This window comes from Sulfitobacter brevis, assembly GCF_900112755.1.
Lineage (GTDB): Bacteria > Pseudomonadota > Alphaproteobacteria > Rhodobacterales > Rhodobacteraceae > Sulfitobacter > Sulfitobacter brevis.
This window is the reverse complement of sequence record NZ_FOMW01000002.1, coordinates 230,793-256,315: the sequence shown is the minus strand read 5'-3', so window position 1 is coordinate 256,315 and position 25,523 is coordinate 230,793. Positions and strand designations below refer to the sequence as shown.

23 protein-coding genes are annotated in these 25,523 nt (G+C 60.2%); 9 read left to right on the top strand and 14 right to left on the bottom strand.

What is annotated here, in order from left to right; genetic code table 11:
• Nucleotides 1-31: 31 nt before the first annotated feature.
• Complete coding sequence (locus tag BM174_RS03750) at nucleotides 32-433, top strand: DUF2177 family protein (RefSeq protein ID WP_093922492.1); 402 nt, start codon at nucleotides 32-34, stop codon at nucleotides 431-433.
• On the opposite strand, the gene BM174_RS03745 is transcribed toward BM174_RS03750, so the two are convergent.
• Together BM174_RS03745 and BM174_RS03740 are read right to left on the bottom strand one after the other, a co-directional pair.
• Nucleotides 430-993 carry a pseudouridine synthase gene (locus BM174_RS03745; RefSeq protein ID WP_093922491.1) on the bottom strand — a complete coding sequence of 188 codons (564 nt, stop codon included), beginning with the start codon at nucleotides 991-993 and terminating at the stop codon, nucleotides 430-432. The genes BM174_RS03750 and BM174_RS03745 overlap by 4 nt on opposite strands.
• Nucleotide 994: 1 nt before the next feature.
• Nucleotides 995-3,460, bottom strand: coding sequence for a penicillin acylase family protein (locus BM174_RS03740; RefSeq protein ID WP_093922490.1), 2,466 nt, complete (start codon nucleotides 3,458-3,460; stop codon nucleotides 995-997).
• Nucleotides 3,461-3,536: 76 nt separating this feature from the next.
• Here BM174_RS03740 and BM174_RS03735 point away from each other — a divergent pair, with 76 nt between their 5' ends.
• Complete coding sequence (locus BM174_RS03735; protein WP_143092418.1) at nucleotides 3,537-4,430, top strand: NAD(P)-dependent oxidoreductase; 894 nt, start codon at nucleotides 3,537-3,539, stop codon at nucleotides 4,428-4,430.
• Nucleotides 4,431-4,513: 83 nt separating this feature from the next.
• On the opposite strand, the gene BM174_RS03730 is transcribed toward BM174_RS03735, so the two are convergent.
• Both BM174_RS03730 and hemB read right to left on the bottom strand, forming a co-directional pair.
• Nucleotides 4,514-5,080, bottom strand: coding sequence for a lipid-binding SYLF domain-containing protein (locus tag BM174_RS03730; RefSeq protein ID WP_093922488.1), 567 nt, complete (start codon nucleotides 5,078-5,080; stop codon nucleotides 4,514-4,516).
• 169 nt (nucleotides 5,081-5,249) lie between these two features.
• Nucleotides 5,250-6,248, bottom strand: a complete 999-nt coding sequence (hemB, locus tag BM174_RS03725) for a porphobilinogen synthase (RefSeq protein WP_093922487.1) — start codon at nucleotides 6,246-6,248, stop codon at nucleotides 5,250-5,252.
• A 119-nt stretch (nucleotides 6,249-6,367) separates the two neighbouring features.
• Here hemB and BM174_RS03720 point away from each other — a divergent pair, with 119 nt between their 5' ends.
• From BM174_RS03720 to BM174_RS03710, 3 genes are read left to right on the top strand one after another with little or no spacing between them, the layout of a single operon-like run.
• Nucleotides 6,368-6,895: a component of SufBCD complex gene (locus BM174_RS03720; protein WP_093922486.1), complete on the top strand. Its 528-nt coding sequence runs from the start codon at nucleotides 6,368-6,370 to the stop codon at nucleotides 6,893-6,895.
• Between the two features lie 31 nt (nucleotides 6,896-6,926).
• Nucleotides 6,927-10,427, top strand: a complete 3,501-nt coding sequence (gene mfd, locus BM174_RS03715) for a transcription-repair coupling factor (RefSeq protein WP_093922485.1) — start codon at nucleotides 6,927-6,929, stop codon at nucleotides 10,425-10,427.
• Nucleotides 10,424-10,738, top strand: coding sequence for a hypothetical protein (locus BM174_RS03710; protein ID WP_093922484.1), 315 nt, complete (start codon nucleotides 10,424-10,426; stop codon nucleotides 10,736-10,738). The genes mfd and BM174_RS03710 overlap by 4 nt, the downstream gene beginning before the upstream one ends.
• An 18-nt stretch (nucleotides 10,739-10,756) precedes the next feature.
• Here the strand turns inward: BM174_RS03710 and BM174_RS03705 are convergent, their stop codons facing one another.
• The 4 genes from BM174_RS03705 to BM174_RS03690 form a co-directional block, all read right to left on the bottom strand.
• Nucleotides 10,757-11,959, bottom strand: a complete 1,203-nt coding sequence (locus BM174_RS03705) for a multidrug effflux MFS transporter (protein WP_093922483.1) — start codon at nucleotides 11,957-11,959, stop codon at nucleotides 10,757-10,759.
• Nucleotides 11,960-12,107: 148 nt separating this feature from the next.
• Nucleotides 12,108-12,593: a nucleotidyl transferase family protein gene (locus BM174_RS03700; protein ID WP_093922482.1), complete on the bottom strand. Its 486-nt coding sequence runs from the start codon at nucleotides 12,591-12,593 to the stop codon at nucleotides 12,108-12,110.
• 158 nt (nucleotides 12,594-12,751) lie between these two features.
• Complete coding sequence (locus BM174_RS03695; protein ID WP_093922481.1) at nucleotides 12,752-13,393, bottom strand: DsbA family oxidoreductase; 642 nt, start codon at nucleotides 13,391-13,393, stop codon at nucleotides 12,752-12,754.
• The gene (locus BM174_RS03690; RefSeq protein ID WP_245766254.1) at nucleotides 13,386-14,882 is read right to left on the bottom strand and encodes a class I adenylate-forming enzyme family protein; all 1,497 of its coding nucleotides are present in this window, start codon (nucleotides 14,880-14,882) and stop codon (nucleotides 13,386-13,388) included. The genes BM174_RS03695 and BM174_RS03690 overlap by 8 nt, the downstream gene beginning before the upstream one ends.
• A gap of 77 nt (nucleotides 14,883-14,959) precedes the next feature.
• Between BM174_RS03690 and BM174_RS03685 the strand changes: the two genes are divergently transcribed.
• Nucleotides 14,960-15,583, top strand: a complete 624-nt coding sequence (locus BM174_RS03685) for a helix-turn-helix domain-containing protein (protein ID WP_093922479.1) — start codon at nucleotides 14,960-14,962, stop codon at nucleotides 15,581-15,583.
• A 72-nt stretch (nucleotides 15,584-15,655) separates the two neighbouring features.
• Here BM174_RS03685 and BM174_RS03680 read toward each other — a convergent pair whose 3' ends face one another.
• Complete coding sequence (locus BM174_RS03680; protein ID WP_093922478.1) at nucleotides 15,656-17,374, bottom strand: extracellular solute-binding protein; 1,719 nt, start codon at nucleotides 17,372-17,374, stop codon at nucleotides 15,656-15,658.
• A 495-nt stretch (nucleotides 17,375-17,869) separates the two neighbouring features.
• Here BM174_RS03680 and BM174_RS03675 point away from each other — a divergent pair, with 495 nt between their 5' ends.
• Both BM174_RS03675 and BM174_RS03670 read left to right on the top strand, forming a co-directional pair.
• Nucleotides 17,870-18,655: a 3-hydroxybutyrate dehydrogenase gene (locus tag BM174_RS03675; protein WP_093922477.1), complete on the top strand. Its 786-nt coding sequence runs from the start codon at nucleotides 17,870-17,872 to the stop codon at nucleotides 18,653-18,655.
• A gap of 221 nt (nucleotides 18,656-18,876) precedes the next feature.
• Nucleotides 18,877-19,911, top strand: a complete 1,035-nt coding sequence (locus BM174_RS03670; protein ID WP_093922476.1) for a patatin-like phospholipase family protein — start codon at nucleotides 18,877-18,879, stop codon at nucleotides 19,909-19,911.
• A 21-nt stretch (nucleotides 19,912-19,932) separates the two neighbouring features.
• Here BM174_RS03670 and BM174_RS03665 read toward each other — a convergent pair whose 3' ends face one another.
• From BM174_RS03665 to BM174_RS03650, 4 genes are all read right to left on the bottom strand, one after another.
• Complete coding sequence (locus BM174_RS03665; protein ID WP_093922475.1) at nucleotides 19,933-20,718, bottom strand: DUF502 domain-containing protein; 786 nt, start codon at nucleotides 20,716-20,718, stop codon at nucleotides 19,933-19,935.
• 219 nt (nucleotides 20,719-20,937) lie between these two features.
• Nucleotides 20,938-21,858 (bottom strand): pseudouridine-5'-phosphate glycosidase, encoded by a 921-nt coding sequence (locus tag BM174_RS03660; RefSeq protein ID WP_093922474.1) that lies wholly within the window; start codon nucleotides 21,856-21,858, stop codon nucleotides 20,938-20,940.
• On the bottom strand, nucleotides 21,855-22,745 hold the full coding sequence (locus BM174_RS03655) for a PfkB family carbohydrate kinase (protein ID WP_177209405.1): 891 nt from the start codon (nucleotides 22,743-22,745) through the stop codon (nucleotides 21,855-21,857). The genes BM174_RS03660 and BM174_RS03655 overlap by 4 nt, the downstream gene beginning before the upstream one ends.
• A gap of 95 nt (nucleotides 22,746-22,840) precedes the next feature.
• Nucleotides 22,841-23,656 carry a DUF4198 domain-containing protein gene (locus tag BM174_RS03650; RefSeq protein WP_093922617.1) on the bottom strand — a complete coding sequence of 272 codons (816 nt, stop codon included), beginning with the start codon at nucleotides 23,654-23,656 and terminating at the stop codon, nucleotides 22,841-22,843.
• On the opposite strand from BM174_RS03650, the gene BM174_RS03645 reads away from it, so the two are divergent.
• A complete protein-coding gene (locus tag BM174_RS03645) occupies nucleotides 23,655-24,836 on the top strand; it encodes a HupE/UreJ family protein (RefSeq protein WP_093922472.1) in 1,182 nt (393 codons plus the stop codon). The two genes, BM174_RS03650 and BM174_RS03645, sit on opposite strands and share 2 nt — an antisense overlap.
• A gap of 26 nt (nucleotides 24,837-24,862) precedes the next feature.
• On the opposite strand, the gene BM174_RS03640 is transcribed toward BM174_RS03645, so the two are convergent.
• Nucleotides 24,863-25,489, bottom strand: coding sequence for a thiamine phosphate synthase (locus BM174_RS03640; protein WP_093922471.1), 627 nt, complete (start codon nucleotides 25,487-25,489; stop codon nucleotides 24,863-24,865).
• Between the last annotated feature and the right edge of the window lie 34 nt (nucleotides 25,490-25,523).

Sequence of the window (25,523 nt, the reverse complement as noted above, 5' to 3'; positions counted from 1 at the left end):
TAGCGCAGACCCCCGAAACCGGAGCCTGCCGATGACCTTAATCGTCCTATATCTTGCGACCTTTGTGCTGTTTCTCGGCCTCGATTTCATCGGGCTCAGCACGCTGATCAAGCCGGTGTTTGAAAAATCCATCGGCTCGTTGCTGCTGGATCAATTCCGCCTGCTGCCCGCGTTTCTGTTTTATGCGTTTTACGTGGCTGTTCTGTTGTGGTTCGTGTCATGGCCCGCGATCACCCAAGATAAAAGCCTGATCTGGGTGCTGGGCAATGCCGCGCTGATCGGGGCGCTGGGGTATGGCACTTACGAGTTTACCTCGCTTGCCGTGATGAAGGACTGGACCGCGCAGATGGTGGCGACCGATCTGACATGGGGCATTTGCCTGACAGCTGTGTCGGCCACGGGCGGAGTCTGGATCGCGCGGCTGCTGGCCTAGGCGCCGCTTTCTGTCGACCAGCGCCAAGTGCCGGGTTTAAGGCCCGCCAATTCCCAGTCGCCGATGCTGCGGCGGATCAACCGGAGCGTCGGCAGCCCGACATGGGCGGTCATCCGGCGCACCTGACGGTTGCGGCCTTCGCGGATAGTGATCTGCAGCCATGCATCTGGCACCGATTTGCGAAACCGCACGGGCGGGTCGCGCTCCCACAACCCTTCAGGCGCATCGATTTGGGTGATCTCGGCGGGGGCGGTAAGCCCGTCTTTGAGGGTTACACCACGACGCAACGCCTCAAGCGCCTGCAGGTCAGGGGTGCCTTCGACCTGTATCAGATAGGTCTTGGGCCGCTTGTATTTCGGATGGGCGATGCGGGCCTGAAGCGGGCCGTGATCGGTCAGCACCAACAGACCTTCGCTGTCGCGATCGAGCCGTCCGGCGGGGTAAAAGCCCTTCTCATCGATGTAGCCTGACAGGGTTGGGCGGGTCGAACCCTCTGAGCCTTTATCGGTGAACTGTGACAGCACGCCGAAGGGTTTGTTAAACAAAATGACGCGGTTCATCTTATTGCGCCGGACGCAGGGTCGTCACGCCAACGGCAGCGGCGCGAGCAAGCTCTTGATCCAGCGACATCGGGATATACTCACCGCGCCGCCAAAGCTGTGCCATGTCATCGTAATGGCGCGACAGGAAATGCCCTGATTGTCCCGTTGAGGTGACAAAGACTGACGAATCTGGATCGGCGAAATCATAGACGCCGCGATAGCCCGCACCGTGGACATTATAAAACGGGTTGGGCTCGGTGCCCTTGGTGCGCCCGCGCATCAAAGTATTATCGCCGCCCGAGGTCGATTGGCGGATGTTCACGAAGTAACGCAGCACGGGGACCTCGCCCAAGACCTGATGGTCGTGGGTGGCTTGGTGGGCATCGCCCCAACGCAGCGATTCCAGTTGCGTACCCCAAGTCTCGTTGATCCACAGCAGCGCATCATCCAGCGCCAATCGCGCCATATCGGGGCAGGTTTCAATCGGCGCGGATTGAAGGACATCGCACCAAGCCGCCGCACCATCGATGTTGCGGAACGCCCGTTCGATAAACAATGGCTCGACATGGCTGAATTCGTCGGCCAGCGGGCCAAGGTCGTCTTGGATCATCCGTGCCTGCAAGGCGCGTAGCCATGCCGCATAGATCAGCGGTTCGGGCATGTGCTCGTTCATCTCGCCCGACCAGCCTGCCAACAGCGTCAGCGCGCGTTGACGCTGGCGTTCGGGGGTTTTGTCTGGCGCGGCCTCTCCGGTGAACCACAGCTCGGCCCCCATCAGCGGCAGCAGCGAGCGTGCGGTAAAGCTGATCGTATCAAGCTGCGCCTCGATGAAGCTGTCGCGGGTATGGACCTGCCGGTTCTGCATCAGCCGCTGCCAACGCTGAATGCGCTGGGTGTCGCCCCAAAGATAGGAGACATGGTTGGGAAACGGGCGATCAACGGTTTTATTGTTGGTGTTGCCCAAGATACCGCCAGATGGCGCGATAAATTCGGGATTGGCCGTATAGGGCATCATGCCGTCCCAACGATTTGCCTTTTCCCAGCCCCGCGTCGGCATGCGGCCCTTGCTTTGATGGTTGGCGTCGCGCCGTGGCAGCGCGCCGATGGTCTTCATCGCGATGTTTTTATGGTCCGACAGGGTCAGGTTCTGCGCTGGCGCGATATAGCTTTCGGTCGCGGCAATGCCTTCTTCTACGGTTTTGGCGTGCATCAGCGCCATCGCCGCCTGGATTGAGGTGTCGCGATCACTTAGCACGGTCCAATTCACACTGGCTACGTGGCCAGACGGCGTGATGCTCGCCAGATTATAGTGGTTGCCTGGCATGACCGGCCCGTTTTCGGTCCAGCGCAGGGTGACGGTGACAGGATCGGCGTCCTTGACGTTGATGATCGACGAGCGCGTGCGGAACTTGCGAAACCCGTCAGGGGTGCGGTATTCGTTGCTGTTATCGGGATTCAGCGCTTCGATATAAACGTCCTGATCATCGACGTAAGCCGAGGTCAAACCCCAGCCGAGATCGGCACTGCGCCCGGTCAGCACCACGGGAATGCCCGGAATGGTGCCGCCGATCACGCCGCCACTTTGTAGCTCCAGCCGCGCCAGATACCAGATCGCGGGGGCCGAAAAGCCAAGGTGTGGATCGTTGGCCAACAAGGTGCCGCCCGAAGCCGAGCGGGAGGGATCAGCGGCCCAAGCGTTAGAAGCACCAGCAAAGGCCAGATGTTTGAATGGCGACAGCGGATGCGGATCAAGCGGGATGTTTTTGGCGAATTTCGGTGCATCTGGCACAAGTGCTGCGTACTCGGGCAGGGCCGCGATGCCCGCGCCCGGCACATCGGGGAGAATGTCTTTCAGCCGGTCCGGATCGGCCAGCGCCAGCGAGGTGCGTGCGCGGATCACTTCCGCCTCCAGATGGCCGGAGAGTTGCAGCCCCATTAGTTTGACGATGGCGAGCGAGTCCGCAGGGCTCCATGGTGCCATCGGCGCGTTAAACAGCCACATTTCAGGCGCACCACGACCCAGCGCTTCGGAGTTGATCTGGTCGAGCCGCGCGTTGACCCCGGCGGAGTATGCTTCCAACGCCGCGCGGGTCTCGGCGTCCAGAGCCTCCACGGAGCGAACCGAAAGCGTATAGATATCAAACCGTCGTAGCAGCTTATCGATGTTCAGCGTGGCAGTGCCGAAAACTTCGCTCAAGCGGCCTTGGGCAGTCCGGCGCAACAGGATCATCTGCCACATCCGGTCCTGTGCGTGGGCAAACCCCAGCGCATGAAAGACGTCGGCATCGGTTTTACCAAAGATATGCGGCACATTCGCATTGTCGCGCACGATTTCGACGGGGGCGGTCAGCCCGCGCACCGTAACCTCATCGTCGTAGTCGGGCAGGGACCGCGAGGCGAGCCAATAGGCCATACCGACGCCCAGAACCGTGAGGAAAATCAGCAATGCGGCCAAACGCACCAGCCAGCGAAAGATCAGGGCCATGTACCGCTCCGGTTCGGGCGCGCCAATTGACCAAGGCGCGTGAGGTGGTAGGTGTTACACCAAGGCAATAGCGCAACTGGATGGTAAGGAAAAGCAGATGGCGAAACTCGCATTTTTGGGGCTGGGCGTAATGGGCGCACCGATGGCCGGACACCTGCAAAAAGCAGGGCATGAGGTCACGGTTTATAACCGCACCGCTTCCAAGGCGCAGGACTGGGCTGACACGCACAGTGGCAGTGCGGCCAAAACCCCGCGCGAAGCGGCGCAAGGTGCTGATTTCGTGATGTCTTGTGTCGGGAATGATGACGATCTGCGCTCGGTTTGTGTGGGTGATGACGGGGCTTTTGCTGGCATGTCACGCGGCGCGGTTCTGGTGGATCATACCACCGTATCGGCGGCCGTCACGCGCGAGATGTCTGCCGCAGCCGAAGCGGCTGGCGTCAGCTTTATCGATGCGCCGATTTCGGGCGGTCAGGCGGGGGCGGAAAACGGCCAGTTGTCGATCATGTGTGGCGGCGATCAGGCTGCCTTTGATCGCGCGCTGCCGGTGATGGAGGTCTATAGCAAGATTTGCCGCCGGATCGGCGACAGTGGTGCAGGCCAGATGACCAAGATGTGCAACCAGATCGCGATTGCCGGCTTGGTGCAGGGGCTTTCAGAAGCGCTGCACTTTGCCGAAAAGGCTGGCCTTGACGGGCGTGCCGTAGTCGAGGTGATCAGCCAAGGTGCCGCCGGATCATGGCAGATGGCCAACCGCTATGAGACCATGTTGGATGATAAATTCGAGCATGGCTTTGCGGTGGACTGGATGCGCAAAGACTTGGGGATTTGTCTGGAGACGGCTGACGAGACCGGCGCCAGCCTGCCGGTCACGGCGCTGGTAGACCAGTTCTATAAGGACGTCCAAAAGATGGGTGGTGCCCGTTGGGATACGTCGAGCCTGATCAAGCGACTGCGCGCCGCGGGCTGATGCGGGATGTAAAAACGGCCCTATAATTGGGGCCGTTTTTGTTTATTCTTCAAAGACTTGCACCAAAATCCTAATGCATTGCTTTAGGGGATAATGCGGGTGTATTTCGTACCTTCCAGCGTTGCCCCGAGCCGCAGGCCGGCACGGCCAAAGACCGCTGCCAATACCGGCGCGAGTGCTGTGGTGGTATCGGCGTTGACGCTATCGCCCTTGTCCGAGATCACATACTCAAGATCGGCACCTGCGGCCCAACCGGGGGAGCGTCGAAAATCGCCCAGCGCCTGCTCGGTCATGAAAAACAGCACATGTGCATATTGCTGCGCCCCGATCTGGAGCCCGCCGGAGCCCTTAACGACCGAGTAATAGTCGACCGTTACATTGTTCACTTGCAGCGCACCGCGCCCGTAAGCGCCGCCCAAGCCCAAACCGGCCTCGGTGACCAGCGGCATGACGAGAACGCCATTGGCCTTGGAGGCGAGTTGAACGGTATTAGGGTAGGTGGCGTACATCTCGGAGAGGGTAGCATCGACGCGTGCATCAATGATGTGGGAGCCACGCCCGCCGAGGCCGTTGCCGCATGCCGCTGTCACACCAACGCCTGCCAAGGCGCCCATGGTAAAGACGCGTCGCGAAATATTCGGATTGCTCATTTGATCTGCCTGTATTGGTTGCCTGATGCCGGTTTGTCCGGCTTAGCGGCGAGTTTACGCATAATTCAGCAGAATGTCATGCGCTTTGGCCCGCTTTGGGCAGATTGTCGCCTTTAGCGGTGCTACCTGCAGCTTCGGGTTGCATCTGTTACGATATCCTGCGGCGCGACTAGCCTTTGAGCAATCTCGCGGCTTCGGGCGCAAAATAGGTTAGTACCCCGTCACAACCTGCGCGTTTAAAGGCCATGAGACTTTCTATCATTACCCGCTCTTCGTCGATCCAGCCGTTTTGTGCGGCGGCCTTGATCATCGCGTACTCACCCGAGACCTGATAGGCAAAGGTTGGCGCGCCGAAGGTATCTTTCACACGGCGGCAGATATCGAGATAGGGCAGGCCGGGTTTGACCATGACCATATCCGCACCCTCCGAGAGATCGCGCGCCACCAGACGCAGCGCCTCATCCGAATTGGCCGGATCCATCTGGTATGTCTTCTTATCGCCGGTCAGCGCGCCGGAGGCACCGACGGCATCGCGGAACGGGCCATAAAAAGCCGAGGCATATTTCGCGGCATAGCTCAGGATCGTCACATTGCTGTGGCCCGCCCCCTCCAACGCCGCACGGATCGCGCCGATGCGTCCGTCCATCATATCGGATGGTCCGATGATATCGGCACCGGCACCGGCCTGCGACAGCGCCATCTTGACCAGCGCCTCTACGGTGCGGTCATTGACGATCTCGCCATTTTCGACGAAGCCGTCGTGGCCGTTGATGTTATAGGTGTCCAGCGCCACATCGCTCATGATTGCCATGTCGGGCACCGCTTGGCGGATCGCGGCAATGGCGCGGTTGGCGGGGTTGCCTGCGTCCCATGCGCCGGCGCAATCCTCGGTCCGGTCTTCGGGCCCCGTATAGGGAAAGACGCAGATCGCCCCGATGCCCAGATCAGCAGCCATGCGCGCGGCATCCGCCACCTTATCGACCGAGCGGCGCGTCACCCCCGGCATGGAGGGAATCGCCTCTTCGATGCCTTCACCCTTGCGCACAAAGATCGGCCAGATCAGGTCACCCGCCGACAGGCTGTTCTCGCGCACCAAGGCCCGCAAGGCGGGGGTGGCACGGGTCCGGCGCAAACGCGTGGACGGGAAGGGTGCGTGGATCGGCTGCATCAAAATTACCTCAGTTTCAGTCTGAAAGGCTTGCCACGTATTTTAGCACGTCTCAAGGGTAGGAATTTGTCTGAAGCCCAGATATGAAACCCGAACTTAGACCCCCACGAGAGCAGACCTTGGACTGGTATCAAACCCTTTTTGAACTTATCGACATGCGCTCGTTCTCGAACTTGTGGTTCTGGATCATGCTTGCGGTCATTTGGTCCTCCACCAGCCATTGGGTGCTGGGCGTGCCGTTTGATATGGTGGTGCGGGCGCGGCGGTTTGGCGAACAGGCCCAGATCGACCTCGAAGATATGGTGCGGATCAATGTGAACCGGCTGCTTTATATCTCGCAGGTTTCGGGGCTGTGGTTGCTGGGCTTTACCTGCTTTGGTCTGACGACACTGACACTGCTGGGTTTCATCTACCGGCTGGAATTTGCGCAGGCGGTTTTGCTGCTGGCGTTCCCGCTGTCGCTGATTGCGCTTCTTAGCCTGTCGACCGCGCGGTTGATCCAGCAAGAAGATGCCGCGGGCGAGCGTTTGCAAAAGCGGCTGATGCGGCACCGTCTTTATACCCAGATCATTGGCATGGTCGCGATTTTTGTGACAGCGCTTTGGGGAATGTATCAGAACATGACCTTGGGACCGCTTGGTGGTTGACACCGCCTGCGGCAGCACCAATTGAGACGCCATGGCAGAACAGAACAAGATCACGCTGTCCGGCGTCCCCGAAGGCTTTGACGCACAGGCGATCCTGCGCGAAATAGACAAACGCGCCGTGCCGGTGATGCACATCGCGCGTGATGATAAACGCATGGCCGCGATGCAGGCTGCGTTACGGTTTTTCGCCCCCGACATGCCGGTGATGACCTTCCCCGGTTGGGACTGTCTGCCTTATGACCGCGTGTCGCCCAATGCCGATATCTCGGCGCAGCGCATGGCGACGCTTGCTGCTCTTGCCCATGGCATGCCCGAACGGTTTATCCTGCTGACCACGTTGAACGCAGCCACCCAGCGCGTGCCAGCGCGTGCGGTTTTGCGTGACGCAGCGTGGAGCGCGCGGGTCGGCTCGCGGGTTGATGAAAACGCATTGCGGCACTTTCTGGTGCGGATGGGGTTTGTGCAAAGCCCTACGGTGATGGAGCCCGGCGATTATGCGGTGCGCGGGGGCATCATCGACATCTATCCGCCCGGTGATCTGGGGCCAGTGCGACTTGATCTTTTTGGTGACGTGCTGGACGGGGCGCGGCGTTTTGATCCCGCCACCCAGCGCACCACCGAAAAGCTTGATCTGGTTGAACTGGCACCGGTGAGCGAAGTGATCCTTGATGAGGCCGCTGTTACCCGTTTTCGCCAGAACTACCGCATCGAGTTTGGCGCGGCGGGCACCGATGATCCGCTCTATGAGGCGATCAGCGCGGGGCGCAAACACCAAGGCGCCGAACATTGGCTGCCGTTCTTTCACGACGAGTTGGAAACGCTGTTTCACTATCTTCCCGGTGCAACAATCACGCTAGACGATCAGTCCACGCCGACCCGATTGGCACGTTGGGACAGTATCGCCGACCAGTATGAAACCCGCCGTCTGGCGATGAGCAACCGCTCGCGCATGGACAGTGTGTACAAACCTGCGCCGCCCGAAGGATTGTACCTGACGGATGCCGCTTGGGAAGAGGTCACCGCCGATCACCGGACCATCCGGTTTGTGCCATTGCCACAGGCAACGGGCCCGGGTGTGTTGGACGCAGGCGGTCGTATCGGTCGCAATTTCGCGCCCGAACGTCAGCAGGAATCTATTAGCCTTTTCGGTGCCTTGGCGACCCATATTAAAGCAAAGCTTGAGCTTGGTCCGGTGTTGATCGCCAGCTATTCCGAAGGCGCCCGCGAACGCCTGACCGGACTTATCGAAGACGAAGGATTGGCGGAAGCGATCCCTGTGCCCAATGCCACCCGCATCGGCAAACGCGGGCTCCATTTGGCAGTCTGGGCGCTGGAGCATGGCTTTGAAGGGCCGTGGGCCGGTACTAGCGCCTCTGGCAAAGACGGGTCGGTCCTCACCGTGATTTCCGAGCAAGACGTGCTGGGCGACCGGTTGATCCGCGCGCCAAAACGCAAGCGGCGGGCGGCGAATTTCCTGACCGAAGCGCAGGGTCTTAGCCCCGGCGATCTTATCGTGCACGTCGATCACGGTGTCGGCCGTTACACGGGCATGGAGGTGATCACAGCCGCTGGTGCTGCGCATGAATGCCTGCTGCTGGAGTACGCGGAGAACGCCAAGCTCTATATGCCGGTCGAGAATATCGAACTGCTGAGCCGCTATGGCCATGAGGAAGGCTTGCTCGACAAGCTCGGCGGCGGGGCGTGGCAGTCCAAGAAGGCCAAGCTCAAGGAACGAATCCGCGAGATGGCGGACAAGCTCATCCGCATCGCTGCCGAACGCGCCCTGCGGCGCGCGCCGGTGCTTGAGCCGCCAATGGGGGCATGGGACTCCTTTTCGGCGCGCTTCCCATACACCGAGACCGACGACCAGCTCCGCGCTATTGAAGATGTGATGGCGGACCTCACCTCGGGCCAGCCGATGGACCGTTTGATTTGCGGCGATGTCGGGTTTGGCAAGACCGAGGTGGCGATGCGCGCGGCGTTTGTTGCGGCGATGTCAGGCGTGCAGGTGGCGGTAATCGCTCCGACGACCTTGCTGGCGCGGCAACATTTCAAAAGCTTTTCGGAACGTTTCCGGGGTTTTCCGGTGCAAGTGCGCGCGCTTAGCCGCTTTGTCTCGACCCGTGATGCCGCGCTGACCCGGGACGCAATGGCAGATGGCACCTGCGATATTGTAATCGGCACTCACGCCTTGCTGGCCAAAGGCATCAGGTTTAAGGACCTCGGCCTGCTGATCATCGACGAAGAGCAGCATTTCGGCGTGACCCACAAGGAACGGCTCAAATCTCTGCGCACCGATATTCACGTGCTGACGCTGACTGCAACGCCGATCCCGCGCACGCTGCAACTGTCGCTTACCGGCGTGCGTGACCTGTCGATTATCGGTACCCCGCCAGTCGACCGTCTGGCGATCCGCACCTATGTCAGCGAGTTTGATGCGGTGACCCTGCGCGAAGCGCTGTTGCGCGAGCATTACCGTGGCGGGCAGTCTTTCTATGTAGTGCCACGGATTACCGATCTGCCGGAAATCGAAGCATTCCTGAAAGAACAACTGCCCGAGCTTAGCTATGTCATTGCCCATGGCCAGATGGCGGCGGGCGAGCTCGATGACCGGATGAACGCGTTCTACGACGGCAAGTTCGACATTCTGTTGGCGACGACCATTGTTGAATCCGGCCTTGATATTCCGACCGCCAACACAATGATCATCCACCGTGCCGATATGTTCGGCCTTGCACAGCTTTACCAGATCAGGGGGCGCGTCGGTCGCTCCAAAACCCGTGCTTACGCGTATTTGACGACCAAACCTCGTGCCAAGCTGACCGATACGGCGCAGAAACGTCTGCGGGTGCTGGGCAGCCTTGATACCTTGGGGGCGGGCTTTACGCTGGCTTCGCAGGATTTGGACATTCGCGGCGCGGGCAATCTGCTGGGCGAAGAGCAATCCGGCCAGATGCGCGATGTGGGGTTCGAGCTTTATCAATCCATGCTGGAGGAGGCGATTGCCAAGATCCGCACGGGCGAGCTGGAAGGTCTGTCCGAGGCAGACGACCAATGGGCACCACAGATCAATCTGGGCGTGCCTGTCTTGATCCCCGAAACATTTGTGCCTGACCTTGATGTGCGTCTTGGTCTGTATCGCCGCCTCAGCGGGCTGACCACCAAAGTGGAGCTGGAGGGCTTTGCCGCCGAGTTGATCGACCGCTTCGGCAAGCTGCCGCGCGAGGTCAATACACTGATGTTGGTGGTGCGGATAAAGGCGATGTGTAAACGCGCCGGTATTGCCAAACTTGATGGCGGGCCGAAGGGCGCTACCATCCAGTTCCACAAGGACAAGTTCGCTTCGCCCGAAGGGTTGGTGGCCTTTATCCAAGACCAGCGCGGGCTCGCCAAGGTCAAGGACAACAAGATCGTCGTGCGGCGCGATTGGAAGACTGAAACCGATAGGATCAAGGGCGCCTTTGCGATTGCCCGCGATCTGGCTGAACATGTGATTGCCAAAGAAAAGCAACTGGCCAAGGGGGCGAAATGAAACGTTTGATTGTTATTTCTGCGCTGTTTCTGGCAGGCTGTGATGCATCTGGCACCGGCCCGCTCATTGCCACCAGCCCGCGTGCGCCAGTCTTGCTAGGGCAATCGGCCAACGGCGGCACGGTGCAGCAGTTCAAGATTACCCGCAGCAATGCGCTTGGCGTGACGCCTGTATCCCACGCGGCGGTGGTGACACGAGCGCGCGAGATCTGCCCGCAAGGCTTCACGCTCTTGTCGCGCGAGGACGATGTAACCCGTCGCATCAGCGGTGTGATCTATACCGATGTTGTCGTGACGATGCGCTGCGCCTGAAAGCTGCGATCCTGTGGGTTATTCCGCGGCTTCCGGCACCCGTATGCCGCGCGTCATTAGCCGCATGATGCCAAGTGCCACAACAGCCATGACCAGCACCGAGGTGATGAGCGGGCGGGTCGTGCCATCAAACATCAGCCCCACGGGCGAGGCGATGAGCGCGGCCAGCACGGTGGAGAGTGATCCCACAACCGAGGCCGCCATGCCAGCGATATGGCCGACAGGTTCCATCGCGATGGCATTCAGATTGCCCAGCGTCAGCCCTGCCTGAAAGAACACGAAAGTCTGCCACAGGAGGAACGCCGCAAAACCATAAGGCCCGGCCATCATCGATAGATCGAACCCCAGTATCACGGCGGAAAGCACTATTTGTAGGCCAAAGGCAATCGAGACAAGCCGGTGCATGCCGTAGCGCACCACCAGAACCGCGTTCAGCAGGCTGGCACTGCCCGCCACCACAGCAATACCGCCAAACCAGAACGGGAAGCTCGCGGCGCGGCCGTAAATCTCGCTATAGATCGGCTGAACCAGCATCAGCGTAGAAAACAGCATCGCCATCGCCAAAGACTGTGCCAGGATCGACAGGCGCACCGAGCGGAGCGATAGAATTTCGATCACAGCCGCGATCATCAGCTTGGCCTTGAACGGGCGGCGGTTTTCTTCGGCCAAAGTCTCGGGCAGGCGCAGACCGGCCCAGATCGCCGAGATCGCTGAAAACAGGATAAACGCCAGAAATATGCCGCGCCAGCCGACCCAAGCGATGATAAGCGCGCCCATCGCGGGGGCTATCGCTGGCACGAGGGTAAAGATGATCATCACGATGGAGATGATCTTGGCCATTTCGCGCCCTACGTAAAGATCACGGATGATGGCCACGGCCACAACGCGCGGGCCCGCGGCCCCAAGCCCCTGAAACACGCGTGCCACCAGCATCATTTCAAGCGAGTCCGCCCACCAGGCGACAGCTGCGGAGATCATGTAAATCGCGGCCCCACCAATCACCACTGGCCGCCGTCCTACCGCATCTGACAGCGGACCGGTAAGAAACGTACCCACCCCCATGCCGAGCAGAAATGCGGTCAGGATCAAGGGGGCGCGATGGGCAAGGGCAGGGGTCAGCTCATTCGCGATCTCGGGCATGGCGGGCAGCATCGCATCAATCGAGAATGCAATGGTCGCGAACATCATCGCTACCAGCCCGACGAATTCGATCCGTCCCATACGATGCTCATCAGATCTTGTATTCACGCAAACCTCCGTCACGGCGCCGCGGCAGGTCAGACGCGAAGTCGCGTCAGGGATAACCTAAGGTTGCGAGGGTAACAATCTATTTAAACTTGCCGGAAATATTGTGCAGATGCCCTCCGATTCAGGCGACCGCGCCAGCGAGGGTGCCTCTGAAAGTGGGGGCAGGAATGCGCCTTGTTGGCAGGTAAAGTACCTGTGCAATATCTTCCAGTTCGTCAAATTCGGGGCTGTGATCTTGCGACACGGCAAAAACGGCCGCGTTATAATTAACGATATCGGTGCGTTTCTGGTGGTCCGAAGTTTCAGCGATCACGCGGTCGACGAAGCGGCATTTCTCCAGCAGTGCAAACCGTGTGGCAAAGGGCAGGCGGGGCATCACACCGCGCTCTGCCAAAAGCAGATCGCTGCTGCACCCAACAATTAACTCGTCGCAAAGCGTTGAAAGATGGCGCAAAATCCGCGTGTCATCGCCGCCCAACCCGTCGAAAGCACCATAGGTCAAAAGCACGCGGTGCCTGACCGACGCGCCCTGCCAAGCAACAGTTTGCTGTGCATCCGCGCACTGCAGGGGTACCATCTTGCTGAATATCGTTGAGTTAACTGCCATTGTCCCGCTCGTCTTTATTATTGGATGGAGACTTTTGCCTCTCATGTGATGTCAGCCTAAGGCAGTGATTCGCCCAAGGCAAAGCTTATTGTGCACCTACCCTTAGGCTTTAGCGTTGGCTGTGGCGGAGGGGCCATAGCCTCTCCGCTGCGCCTCTTTCAGGCGGTCGATGTCAGATCAGCAATCACCTTGGCCCAAAGCTCGGGCGGCTGTGCCCCGGGCACTGCGTGCTGGCCGCCCACGATAAAGGTCGGCACAGCGCTGACCCCCATTTTGCGGCTATGGGCATCGCGATCGCGAATGTCCTGCGCATCCACGTCCGAGGCGAGCAATCTTGTGACCACCGCTGCGTCCATTTCGATACCATCGGCAATGTCGGCCAGAACGTCGGCATCGCCAATATCGCGGGCATCGACAAAATAAGCCTTGAACAACGCGCTCACCGCAGCGGTCTGGCGCCCTTCGATCCCCGCCCAATGGATCAGACGATGAGCGTCCAGCGTGTTGGGGGTGCGCTTCATCGCTTCAAATTTAATATCCAGACCGGCTTTTTTCGCGTGCTCGACTACAGGTGCATAGGCGCGGACCGCAGCGTCCTTGCCGCCGAACTTGCCCTCCAGATAGTCGCGTCGGCCCATGCCCTCGCGCGGCATCTCGGGGTTCAGCTGGAAGGGATGCCATTCAATCACAAACGGATGGTTCGGGTGGTCGGCCAGTGCACGGTCCAGATGGGCCTTGCCGATATAGCACCACGGGCAGATCGGGTCCGACATAATGTCGAGCTTGATGGTGTCAGACATGGTTGTTTTCCTCGTAGGCGGCCTTGAGACGTCGGCGTTGCAGCTTGCCATTGGCACTTTGCGGCAGGTCCGGCACATGGATGTAGAGGCGCGGCTGTTTGTACCGCGCCAGATTGTCTTGGGCATAGCGTTCAAGGGCGGTCGCGTCCAGTGCAGCGGCGGCGGTGTAGAAGGCGGCAATCACCGTCACCCCCGTTTTCACCGCCACCTCGGTCACCCCGATACCGGTCACGCCGGGCGCTTGGCCCATTACCGCCTCGACCTCCAGCGGCGAGACCCGAAAGCCTCCGGCGTTCATCATATCATCGGCGCGGCCTTGATAGGTGATGAAGCCTTCAGCATCAGCCACGCCGATGTCACCGGTCAAAAACCAGTCGCCCTGAAACCGCGCGGCGGTCTGTTCGGGCGCGCCTAGATAGCCCAGCATCAGCCCCGGATCGTCGCGGCGCACGGCAATCACCCCTGTGGTTCCCGCCGCGACCGGCCCCGCTGCTCCCAGTATCGCGACATTGCGTCCGGGCTGCGGCGCACCCAAGCTCCCCGCCGCTGCGGGGCGCGACGGCGCGCCCGAGATAAAGGTCGAGCATTCCGACATGCCAAAGGCCTCAAAAGTGCGGGTGCCAGTGGCGTGTTCCCACTGCGCCTGCGTGGCGGGAGCCAACTTTTCCCCCGCACTCAACCCGTGGCGCAAGGCAGGCATCTCAAGGTGCTTCCCGTCTTTCACCATCTGGCGGTAGACCCCCGGGGCGGCGGCAAAAATTGTCGCCTTATGCTGCGCGATCAAGGCCGGCAAATCAGCCGCCGCTGTGCCCACCGCAGGGATCAGCGCGGTTGCCCCCATCGTCCAAGGGTCCATCAATCCGGTGCCCAGCGTATAGGTCCAGTTGAACGCGCCCGCATGCAAAAGCCGATCTTCGCCAGTCAGCCCATACCAGCCCTCAAACATCATCTGCCGCGCCCAGATCGCACGATGCGCATGCATTACTGCCATCGGGTTGCCCGAGGTGCCGGAGGTGAAAATGACATAGCCTAACCGATCCGGATCGCCCATGTGCCACGGCGCCGGGGCCAACGCGTGCATCATCCGCAATTCGGACAGATCAATCGTCGCGACACCCTCGGGGCACGGCACCTGAGGGTCGTGCAGCACAGCCTTGGGCGCCAGCACTTCAATGAGCTTGGCCACCTCGGGCGCGCTAAGCGCCGCAGCCGTTGGCGCAGGCACCAGCCCCGCCGCCAAAGCTCCCAGATAGGCCAATGGGAAATCAGTGGTATTACCCAACCGCATCAAGACGATATCACCCGGTACCAAGCCGCGCTGCAGCAGTCCCGTCGCTGTGCCACGCACCGCCGCAATCAACTGCGCATAGCTCCAGTCTTCGGCACCCTGCGCGCCCACCACTGACAGCGCGGTCTTCTGCGGGGTCATCGCGCCACGGGTCAACACATGACGCGCCATATTGAAGGGGGCAGGACAGGGGGGAAGCATGATATTTTCCATGCCCCGTCGCTAGCGCGGCGCGGCCACCGTTGCAAGCTGCCGGAGCTGTCGCTATAGCCCTTAGCATGAGCCGCGACAGCGTGAAATCCATGATCCAGATTGCCCGCAGCAGCGGCGAAAGCGACGCCGTGCCGCCCGTCGATCTTGGCGCACGGGTGCGTGAATTGCGCAAAGCCCGCAACTGGACGCTGGAACAGGCCGCGCGGCAGGCAGGGCTGGCCCGCTCGACGCTCAGCAAAATCGAAAACGGCCAGATGTCTCCCACCTATGACGCGCTTAAAAAGCTCGCAGTCGGGCTGGAAATCAGCGTGCCACAGTTGTTCACGCCACCTGCCGCCGAAAAGATCAATGGCCGCATGGCGATCACCAAATCCGGCGAGGGCACCGCAAAGGCCACTACCACCTACGAGCACGAACTGCTGGGCGACGCGCTAAGGCTTAAACAAATGCTGCCTTACCGCGCCCGTATCCGCGCCCGCGATATGGCTGAATTTGACGGCTGGGTGCGCCACGATGGCGAAGAGTTCCTCTATGTGCTGACTGGCGTCATCCGCCTTTATACCGAATTCTATGAACCCGTGGACATGCGCCGCGGCGACAGTGCCTATTACGACGCGACGATGGGCCACAATGTCGTCTCCACCAGCGACGAAGACGCGACCATCCTCTGGGTCACCTCCCTCGCATAACCCTTTTGACCGTGAATATCTTGGGGGCCCGGGGGCAAAGCCCCCGTGTGGCACACCCCCAGTTGTCAAATGTTACTCCGCCGCTTCCCACCACCAGACTTCGGGCATGAAATTCGGCCCGTCGCCATAAAGTGGCAAGGTATCGGGATATTTCATCCGCGCGTCATGGGCGATCAAACCCTCATCAAACTGCCAGAACGGGATCACATAGCGGCCCGAGGTCAGCACACGGTCCAACGCGCGGGTCGCGGCAGTAAATTCTTCTGACGATCTTGCGCTCAGCATCGTGTCGATCATCGCATCAATGGCGGGCGACTGAACCCCCATCAGATTGCGCGAACCTTCCTGCGTGGCGGATTCCGATCCCCAGTAATAGCGCTGTTCGGTGCCGGGGCTCAGCGACAGGGCGACGCGGAAAGAGGTTACGTCATAGTCAAAACTCGCCGTACGGGCGACATATTGGGCGTCATCCACCGTTTCAATCTGCACCTCGATGCCGAGCCGCTTTAACGCCTGTTGGTAAAGCTCTGCAATCGCGATGTTTTCACGGTTTCCCTTGGCCAGTAGAATAGAGAATTCCAGCGCTTTGCCTTGCGCATCACGCATCACCCCGTCAGCGGCGTCAAAACCTGCTTCCTCCAGCCGTGCCATCGCAGCGCGGATGCCGGTACGGTTGCGCAAGGTGCCATCGCTTTGCGGCAGCTGATAACCCTCAAGCGTGTCGGGCAGCAGCGAATCCTGAAACGGCGCCAACAAGGTGCGGACATCCTCGCCCGCATCGCCGGGCTGCATGGCGAGCGTGGAGTTGGAAAAATACGACGAAATCCGCGCCAATGCGCCGCCGGTCAGCGTTTCGTTAATATACTCAAAATTGAACGCCAGCAGCAGCGCATCGCGCACGCGCCAATCGTCAAAGGGCGCGCGGCGGGTATTCATCGCAAATCCGGTCATGCCGGAAGGCTTTTTGTGCGGAAAGGTGGATTTCACCACATCGCCGCGGGTGATTGCCGGAAAGTCATACTGTGTGGCCCAAGTTTCAGCGTTAAATTCACGCACCGCCGAAATCTCTCCAGCTTTGAACGCCTCGAATAGCACATTGCCATCGCCATAGAAGTCGAGTTTCACCTCGTCAAAGTTGCTGGTTCCCCGACGGAACGGTACATCGGTGCCCCAATAGTCGGGATTGCGGGTCAGCGTGACATGGCGACCAGCCTGATAGTCGCTGACCGTATAAGGGCCGGTGCCGAGCGGTATCTCTGCCAAGGCGGCATTTTTGAAGTCTTTTCCTTCCCATTGCGCGCGCGACAGGATCGGGCGCATCCCTGCCAGCAGCGCCAGTTCGCGGTTGTCGCTGTCAAAGTCGAACCTGACCGAACGCGGGCCGGTCTGTTCGATTTTGGCGATCTGGGAATAGAGCCCGTGGTAACGTGGATGCCCTTGGGTGCCGAGCAGTTCGTAGGAAAAGAGCACGTCAGCGACCGTCACCGGAGTGCCGTCAGAGAATCGGGCCTCTTGGCGCAGAGTGAATTCGACCCAGGTTCGGTCGGCATCTGTCTCAATCGATTCGGCTAAAAGCCCGTAAAGTGCGAAGGGTTCGTCCCAAGAACGGCCCATCAAACTTTCGTGAGTGAAGAAAGGCAACTGCCATGGAGAGGTACCTTTTGCGATGAATGGATTGAGGCTGTCGAAGCCGCCGGTGTTGCCCAGAGTGATTTTGCCGCCCTTGGGTGCATCAGGGTTTGCATAGGGCAGGACCACAAAGTCTGGTGGTAGGACAGGGTCTCCATACATAGATATCCCATGCTGCGGTTCTGCGCTGGCGACGGAGGTGCAAAGAATCAGTGAACAAACCGACCCCGCTGCTCGAATTTTATGGAAAAAATCTAAGGTCATTTTCGAAACAATCCCGCTCTGCCTTTATTATATTGGCTCTTTGCATATCTGCGCTTTCCCTTGTTATCAAACTTTTAGCTTGGATTGCTGATCCAGATTGCGTATAACAGGGTCACTGCTCGATAGGTTTCTTGCCTGTATGAAACCTGCCTCAATAACTTAACGCCCGCTTCGTGCGGGCGTTTTTTTTGGCGCCGGCAGGGGTGCCCTCCGCATAGTCGCAAGCCGCCGTGGGGGGAACGGGTCTTTCAGCGCACCGGCAGGTTTCGGCCCATCGCGCCCCGAGGGTGGCGGCCCTTCACAGAATCGCGATGCGCAAACTGCAATTCATCCGTTCCCTTTGCAGGTGCGGCACGCCATGATGCCCGCGCAGCAAGACATCAGGAGAATTTTATGGCCTTTCGCATCGACCTTTCTGGCAAAACCGCCGTCATCACCGGATCAAATTCCGGCATCGGGCTTGGCATCGCGTGGGAGCTGGCGGAGGCTGGCGCGGATATCGTGCTCAACTCCTTCACCGACACTGCAGAAGACCACGCACTTGCAAAAGAGATCGCCGATAAGACCGGCGTGAAGGCGCGCTATATTCAGGCGGATATGTCCAAAGGCGCGGACTGTCGCAAGCTGGTCGAAGAGGCTGGGGCCTGTGACATTCTGGTGAACAACGCAGGTATCCAGTTTGTCTGTCCGGTTGAGGATTTCCCCGCAGACAAATGGGACGCGATCATCGCGATTTGCCTGACCTCGAATTTTCACACCACAGCCGCGGCGCTGCCGATGATGCGCAAGGCAGGCTGGGGTCGGATCATCAACATCGCTTCGGCGCACGGGCTACGTGCTCATAGCGACAAATCGGCTTATGTCGCCGCCAAGCACGGGGTTGTCGGGTTGACCAAGACTGTTGCCTTGGAAACTGCCGAAGAGGCGATCACCTGCAACGCGATTTGCCCCGGTTTTGTGCTGACGCCGTTGGTGGAAAAGCAGATTGTCGATCTGATGGCAAAGAAGGATCTGGACCGCGACACCGTGGTGCGGGATCTGTTGCTGGACCGGCAACCGTCCAAGGATTTTGCCACGATTGACCAGATTGCCGGATCGGCGCTGTTTTTGTGCAGTAGTGCGGCGGACCAGATTACCGGCACCACGATGAGCGTCGATGGCGGCTGGACGGCGAGCTAGACGGTCACTCAACAAGGAAAGCGCAGCGAGGGTCCGATACCCTCGCTGGCTTTTGCTTCAGCAGCATTGAGGCTTCTGCAGAAAAATACTGCAAATGCGCCCTTTTTTCAGGGTGTCGTAACGGCAGCCTCGGCGGGTTGGGCTGTTGACGCGTTGAGGGTTTGGCGCGGCGCGGGGTGCTCCGCAAAGAACAGCCCTTCATCTTAGGAAAGAATACAAACATGGCCGCGAAAAAACGGATTAATCTGGCGTTGCAAGGCGGCGGCGCCCATGGGGCGTTTACTTGGGGCGTGCTGGAGCGGTTTTTGCAGGACGACGAGATCGAGATTTGCGGCATCTCGGGAACATCGGCGGGCGCGCTAAATGGGGCGGCGCTGAAGGCGGGGATGGTGACGGGCGGGCGCGACGGGGCGTTGGAGAATTTGACGTGGCTTTGGCAGCAGGTGGCAGGCGTCAGTGACCTGCGGATGACCCATTGGATGGCGCCCTTTGGCGTTGGAGCATTGAGCCAAGCGATGGCCTATAGCTGGCCTGTTAGTCTGGCGGACCAGATGTCACATTTGATGTCACCCTATGCCTATGGGCCGTTTTACAAAAATCCGCTGTCCGATATTGTAGAACGGTTTGACTATGGTCGCGTATGCAATGATGTGGCGCCGCAATTGTTTATCTGCGCCACGCGGGTGCGCAACGGCAAGGTGCGGGTGTTTTCGGGCGCGGAGTTAACGCCGGATGTCTTGCTGGCCTCTGCCTGTCTGCCAAACCTGTTCAAAGCGATTGAGATTGACGATGTGCAAACCGGCCGCCGCGAGGCGTTCTGGGATGGCGGCTATACGGGCAATCCGGCCTTGTTTCCATTTTTTACGCCGGAATTGCCTGATGATATCGTGGTGGTGAACATCAACCCGCTGGAGCGGGAGGGCATTCCGAAAACGGCGCAGGAGATTCAAAACCGGATCAATGAAATTAGCTTTAATTCCAGCCTGCTTAGGGAATTACGGGCCATCGAATTTGTGCAGCGAATGCTGGATGACGGCACCGTGCCGGATGGCCGGATGAGCCGCGTGCGGGTACATATGGTGGCCGATGATGATCTGATGGGCAAGCTGTCCGCCGCGACCAAGTTGGTGCCAAATGTCGCTGTAATCAGCGCGTTGAAAGACGCAGGCTTTGCGGCGGCAGAAACTTTCTTGAAGGATCATCGCGCCGATATCGGCAAACGCAGTTCGGTAGACCTGCCGGATATGTTCGGGTAGCCCGCCATTGCCCGTCGGCTTTTAACGATCTGTCAGGCTCGTTCTGCGTTCCTGTTCCACGGTATCGACTTTGTCTAGCAGGTCCGTAACGCTCTGGTCGTCCGATGTGAGCGGGCGTTTGGGGGGATAGACCAGCCCTGCCGATATCACCAGCTTGGCGGCGTCTTCGACTGTCATATCAAGCTCGATCACATCCTTGCGCGGAAAGAACAACAAGAACCCCGAAGTCGGGTTTGGCGTGGTCGGAACAAAGACGCTGATCATCTCGCCGGACGGGTCTGATTTCGCGGCAATCTCGCCCTTGGCAGTGGTCGAGATAAATCCGAGCGCCCAGATACCGCGGCGCGGGTATTCGATCAGGCAAGCGGTTTCGAAGCTGCGCTCGGACTGGGCGAAAATGGTTTCCGAGATTTGCTTGATTCCCGAATAAATGGTGCGCACCACGGGTGTACGCTCAACCAGACTTTCACCGAAGCGGATGAAAGAGCGACCGATCCAGCCTTTTGCCATCCAGCCGATGATCACAGTGAACACCAAGAAGATGATTACGCCAAAGCCGCGCACATTGAATTGCACCGAACGGTCAAGCCCGAAGAAGTCCTGGATCAGCCGGTCTGGGTGGTAAGCTTGGGGGACCAGTGGCAGCGTCCAGCCGTCAATCCAGCCGATTACCGACCAGATCAGCCAGATCGTCAGACCCACAGGGGCGATGACCACCAGACCGGTCAGAAAGGACGCCCGAAGCCGCGCGACGATGCTGCGTCGCGGCTGGGGCTGTGGGGGCTCGGGGTCAAACGGTGTGTTCATTTGGGGCGGGTAACTCGCAACGGGATCAGAGGCATAGCTAGTGCGTCTGGGGCATGACGACAATGGCAGGGCGTGGGAATCAACGTCTGTGCGGTGGATTAGCTGGCGTTGACGGGACAAAAAGCCCGTTTGGGCAGCATTATCCCCGCGCAACAGGTGCGCGGCACCCAGGGGGCGGGCGCAGCGCCGATCTGCGGGGAGCAGATCAGCGCGGATACGTTAGCGGGTCAAAGCTTGCATGGACGTGGCGATCTGCGCCGCGAGGCGGGCGTTGTTGCGTACCAGTGCGATATTGGCGGTCAGGGAGCGGCCATTGGTCAGCTCGTAGATGCGCTGCAGCAGATAGGGGGTGACGGCCTTGCCGCGAATACCAGCCGCGTCAGCGTCGCCCTGCGCTTGGGCGATGATCGGGGCAAGTTCCGCCGCCGCGATTTCATCGGCCGCAGGGATCGGGTTGGCGACCAGCTGGCCGCCGGGCAAGCCAAGGGCGGCGCGGGTCAGGTGGGCGCGGGCGATCGCGTCGGCATCGTCGAGCCGCAGCGGTGATTTCAATGGCGAACTGGCGCTCCAGAACGCGGGAAAGCTGTCTTGGCCGTAGGTGATCACCGGCACACCTTGAGTTTCCAGCACTTCGAGGGTCTTGGCGACATCAAGGATGGCTTTGGCCCCGGCAGCGACGACCGTGACGGGGGTTTGGGCAAGTTCCATCAGATCGGCCGAGATATCAAAGCTGTCCTCGGCGCCCTTGTGCACGCCGCCGATACCGCCCGTGGCGAACACCGCGATCCCCGCCTGATGTGCTGCAATCATAGTCGCCGCGACCGTGGTGGCACCGGTGCCGCCCGTCGCGATGCAGACCGCCATATCGGCGCGGCTGAGCTTAGCCACGCCTTTGGCCTGCGCCAGCGTTTCCAACTGCTCCGGCTCAAGACCGATGTGCAGCGTGCCATTGATCACGGCGATGGTGGCGGGAGTAGCGCCCGCTGCGCGCAAGTCGTCTTCGACCTGCCGCGCGACCTCCAGGTTTTGGGGGTAGGGCATGCCGTGGGTGATGATCGTGCTCTCCAGCGCCACGATAGGGGTGCGCGCATCGCGGGCCTGTTGAACTTCGCGGCTAAAGCTGAGGGGCAGGGTTGTCATATCTTGGTCTCTCCGGAAACATAAAGGGCGGCGGCCTCAAGGGCGTCGGTCAGGGCGGCATCGGGGGTGGCGCCACGCAGCTCGGATGCGATGTGGGCGGCCATGAAAGTATCGCCAGCGCCGGTGACGCGGGCGACGTGCACTGGGGGGGGGGACTGGGTGACGGAGCTTTCGGCACTGCCTACGGTGGCAGGGTTGCCGCCATCCGTGACCACAACCCGCAACGCGCCACGGGCCAACAGACCTGCTGCCGCCTGCACCGAGCTGTCGAAACCCGTCTGGCACAGGATGCCCGCTTCTTCGAGGTTAACGTAGAGCGTGCCCCGCCCCGCCTGAAGGAAGGGATTGAGCCTTTGCGCTTTACCCGGAGAGGCGGGGGCGACACGCAGATCGGCTTGGGCCAGCAGCGGATCGCGGGCGATCTGTGCCAGCAGGTCCAGCGTCAGGTTGCCGTCAAGCGCCACAGCGCCGGTGAAGGGCGCAGGCAGGGTGCCATCGGACAGCGGGCGCAGGATTTTGTCACCAGCAGCTTCCAGCGAATGGGCGTCTGCGATGGCGGCGATCAACCCGTTGGCACCCTCGACAGCCATGTAACGGTCGGTGGGCAGATCATCGGAGCGGTAGATATAATCGGTCGCCAACCCGCGCACCGTGCAGGCGGCGATCAACTCGTCGCCCTCGGCGTCGCGGCCCACAGCGCTGAGCAGTGCGGGCGACAGGCCAAAGCGCGCCAGCGCCATGCCGATGTTCAGCGCAACCCCGCCCGGCAGGCGGGTAATCCGCCCCGGCATGTCCGAGCCTTGGCGCATGGCGTTTTCGGATCGACCGATCACATCCCATAGGACGGAACCGATACACAGGATGTCTGGGGTCACAGGTGTTTTCATGGGCGGCATCTAGCCGCGTCACCCCGTGCTGTGCAAGACGCCGGACCGCAGATTGCCGTCCGGCGTTTTGCCGAGGCTCAAGAAACTGCCAGAAGTTACTCGGGCACCTTGAAGGTCAGTGCAGCCCAGAGCGTCTCCCAAACCGGAGCGGCAGGATCGCGGGCGTCCTTTTCGGCCTTGCGAAGTACAACACCGTCAAACAGATACTCATGGCCTGCTGTAACGGGGATGGTTGCAATGCCTTCCGCGTCAGTCCGGTGCAGGGTGATGCTCACGGTTTCATCAGGGGCGCGGTCAAACACCTCGACCTGCGCATTGGCACGCGGCTGGTTCTGATAGGAGAGTGCTACCTTCATCCCCGATGACAGGTCATCCGTATAGGGGTTGGTCAACGCAACGAACTCGGTCTCCATCCCGCGTGCAGCGTCCGCGCCTTTGCCACCACCTACAGCGATCAGAGCCTTGGTGTGGCGGGTATAGGTTTCCTTGAAATTCTCCTGCCGCCAGCCCTCATCGATATGCTGCTGCTCGGCCTGCGGAAAATCCTTGTGTTTGGCGAAGGCGAGAAACTTCTCCCACTCCTTGTACGTGACTGTCGATGCAGTGGTCTCGTAGATCACCGAGAGCAGGCCCTCACCATCGGGCGCGTTCATCTGGAAGGCCGGTGAGTCGCCCAAGCGGGGCGTAATTTTAGCGACATGATTATCAAAGAAAGCTTCATAGCGTGCCGATGAATTACTGAAATACGCGAGGCTCACGCCTTCAAATTCCTGCCCGTTGCGAAAGTCAGCTTGAATTGCCGCGCCGGGTGCCACTTGATAGGCATGCGGCGCGATCCAGTATTCATGCGCGAAGGCTGGCGTAAGCGGCAACGTCAGGCCGATAAAGAATAAACAACGGGACAGAGACATGACAAAGACTTTCATTGGTACCCTTAGAAGACTGGCCTTATGGGCGTCTTTGTCAAGTGTGCTCGCGGTGGCATCACAAGCGCATGAGGTGCAGCCGACCATCGGCGATCTGACGGTTGCGGACGGCAAGGCCGAGCTGGTGTTGCGGATCAATCTGGAGGCGTTTCTTTCTGGCATCGACTTGGACGAGATCGCGGATACCAATAATGCCGAGAATGCGGAGGATTATGACGCGCTGCGCGAATTGTCCGCCGAAGAGATCGAAGCCCGTGCCCCCGGCCTGCTGAAAGGCTGGAACACCCTGCCGCTGATCGAGGTCGATGGCACGCCCGTGCCATTGCAGAGCATCTCGGTAGCGGTGCCGCGCGATGTGAACATCGAATCGCCCCGTGTGGCAGAATGGCGTCTGGCGGGGGATGTCGCCCAAGGGGCCAGCCAAGTGATTGTGCGATGGCCCGATGGTGCAGGCGCGATGGTGCTGCGCCAGCAAGGGGTGGAGGAACCTTTTACCGGTTATCTGGATGGCGGTCAGACCAGCGAGGCAATCGCGCTGGGCGGCGGTGGGCAACAAAGCACCCTGCAAGCTTTCGTTACCTACATTCCCATTGGCTTTGACCACATCCTACCCAAGGGGCTGGATCATATCCTGTTTGTGCTGGGGCTGTTTTTGCTCTCGACCCATCTGCGGCCGCTGCTCTGGCAGGTTTCGGCCTTTACGCTGGCGCATACCGTAACACTGGCGCTGGGCGCGATGGGCTGGGTGACCGTGCCTGCGGCCATCGTCGAGCCGCTGATTGCAGCCTCGATCGTCTTTGTCGCGGTGGAAAACATCTATTCTTCCGGCCTCAGCCGCTGGCGGCCCTTGGTGGTCTTCGGGTTTGGGCTGTTGCACGGGCTGGGCTTTGCCTCGGTGCTGGGAGAGTTCGGTCTGCCCGAGGGGCAATTCCTTCCGGCGCTGATCGGCTTTAACGTGGGCGTCGAGTTCGGGCAGCTGACAGTGATTGCCGTGGCCGCAGTCTTGATCTGGCTGGCGCTGCAAGCAGCGCGGGCGTCAAAGCTGCAGGGGGACGAGATCATGATCCAAGAACGCGAAGTGCTATTCCGCGCCGTGTCGATCACCGGATCCCTGATAATCGCATTGATAGGGGCTTACTGGGTCGTCGAGCGGGTTTTCCTGTAAGCCCCTATCAGGGTTAACTTTATAACTCAGCGCTGGGCCATTGCGGCAATCAGTTCCTTGAGGCCGGCGGCGGGATCATCCTGCCGCCAGATCTCATCCCCGATGCCAAAGAAGTCGGTGAAAGGGGCAAGACGGCGCATTGTGTCGACGTCCAAGCCGCCTTCGGCAACGACAGGCACTTCAATCACTTCGGACCACCACTGGAAGAGGTCGTCCTCGGCGGTGCTGCCATCGCCCAGCGTGCCTGCATTGACGGGCCCAAAGGCGACGTAATCCGCACCGGCCTCGCCTGCGGCCATGCCTTCATGGCGCGAGGTCGCGCAAAAACTGCCGATAATCGCGTCTGCGCCAAGCTCCTTGCGGGCATAGCGCACGGTGCGCGCGCCATCGGCCAGATGCACGCCGTCAAGGCCCAGTCGCTCAACCAGCAACAGGTGCTCTTCGATCACCAGCGCCACGTCGCGGGCATGGGTGATTTCGCGCAGCGCATCGGCGGCCCGCGCCAGTCGGTCTTCGTCACGGGTCGAGAGCGCGAGGCGCACACAAGCAACGGGATGGGCATCCAGTACCGCGCCAAGCTGGGCGAGGAACGTGCTGAGCTCAAGCTCGGGCGGGGTGATCAGATAGATCTGAGGCTGTTCGGGGGTGTCCATCTGGCGGTCCTTGGTTAATCGCGGTGTCGCAGCG

Bases quoted from the DNA above. Each gene is read 5' to 3' on its own strand.
- BM174_RS03750 (WP_093922492.1), top strand. From the start codon at position 32: ATGACCTTAATCGTCCTATATCTTGCGACCTTTGTGCTGTTTCTCGGC.
- BM174_RS03745 (WP_093922491.1), bottom strand. From the start codon at position 993: ATGAACCGCGTCATTTTGTTTAACAAACCCTTCGGCGTGCTGTCACAG.
- BM174_RS03740 (WP_093922490.1), bottom strand. From the start codon at position 3,460: ATGGCCCTGATCTTTCGCTGGCTGGTGCGTTTGGCCGCATTGCTGATT.
- BM174_RS03730 (WP_093922488.1), bottom strand. From the start codon at position 5,080: ATGAGCAATCCGAATATTTCGCGACGCGTCTTTACCATGGGCGCCTTG.
- hemB (WP_093922487.1), bottom strand. From the start codon at position 6,248: ATGCAGCCGATCCACGCACCCTTCCCGTCCACGCGTTTGCGCCGGACC.
- mfd (WP_093922485.1), top strand. From the start codon at position 6,927: ATGGCAGAACAGAACAAGATCACGCTGTCCGGCGTCCCCGAAGGCTTT.
- BM174_RS03710 (WP_093922484.1), top strand. From the start codon at position 10,424: ATGAAACGTTTGATTGTTATTTCTGCGCTGTTTCTGGCAGGCTGTGAT.
- BM174_RS03705 (WP_093922483.1), bottom strand. From the start codon at position 11,959: ATGGGACGGATCGAATTCGTCGGGCTGGTAGCGATGATGTTCGCGACC.
- BM174_RS03700 (WP_093922482.1), bottom strand. From the start codon at position 12,593: ATGGCAGTTAACTCAACGATATTCAGCAAGATGGTACCCCTGCAGTGC.
- BM174_RS03695 (WP_093922481.1), bottom strand. From the start codon at position 13,393: ATGTCTGACACCATCAAGCTCGACATTATGTCGGACCCGATCTGCCCG.
- BM174_RS03690 (WP_245766254.1), bottom strand. From the start codon at position 14,882: ATGCTTCCCCCCTGTCCTGCCCCCTTCAATATGGCGCGTCATGTGTTG.
- BM174_RS03685 (WP_093922479.1), top strand. From the start codon at position 14,960: ATGAGCCGCGACAGCGTGAAATCCATGATCCAGATTGCCCGCAGCAGC.
- BM174_RS03680 (WP_093922478.1), bottom strand. From the start codon at position 17,374: ATGTATGGAGACCCTGTCCTACCACCAGACTTTGTGGTCCTGCCCTAT.
- BM174_RS03675 (WP_093922477.1), top strand. From the start codon at position 17,870: ATGGCCTTTCGCATCGACCTTTCTGGCAAAACCGCCGTCATCACCGGA.
- BM174_RS03670 (WP_093922476.1), top strand. From the start codon at position 18,877: ATGGCCGCGAAAAAACGGATTAATCTGGCGTTGCAAGGCGGCGGCGCC.
- BM174_RS03665 (WP_093922475.1), bottom strand. From the start codon at position 20,718: ATGAACACACCGTTTGACCCCGAGCCCCCACAGCCCCAGCCGCGACGC.
- BM174_RS03660 (WP_093922474.1), bottom strand. From the start codon at position 21,858: ATGACAACCCTGCCCCTCAGCTTTAGCCGCGAAGTTCAACAGGCCCGC.
- BM174_RS03655 (WP_177209405.1), bottom strand. From the start codon at position 22,745: ATGAAAACACCTGTGACCCCAGACATCCTGTGTATCGGTTCCGTCCTA.
- BM174_RS03645 (WP_093922472.1), top strand. From the start codon at position 23,655: ATGACAAAGACTTTCATTGGTACCCTTAGAAGACTGGCCTTATGGGCG.
- BM174_RS03650 (WP_093922617.1), bottom strand. From the start codon at position 23,656: ATGTCTCTGTCCCGTTGTTTATTCTTTATCGGCCTGACGTTGCCGCTT.
- BM174_RS03640 (WP_093922471.1), bottom strand. From the start codon at position 25,489: ATGGACACCCCCGAACAGCCTCAGATCTATCTGATCACCCCGCCCGAG.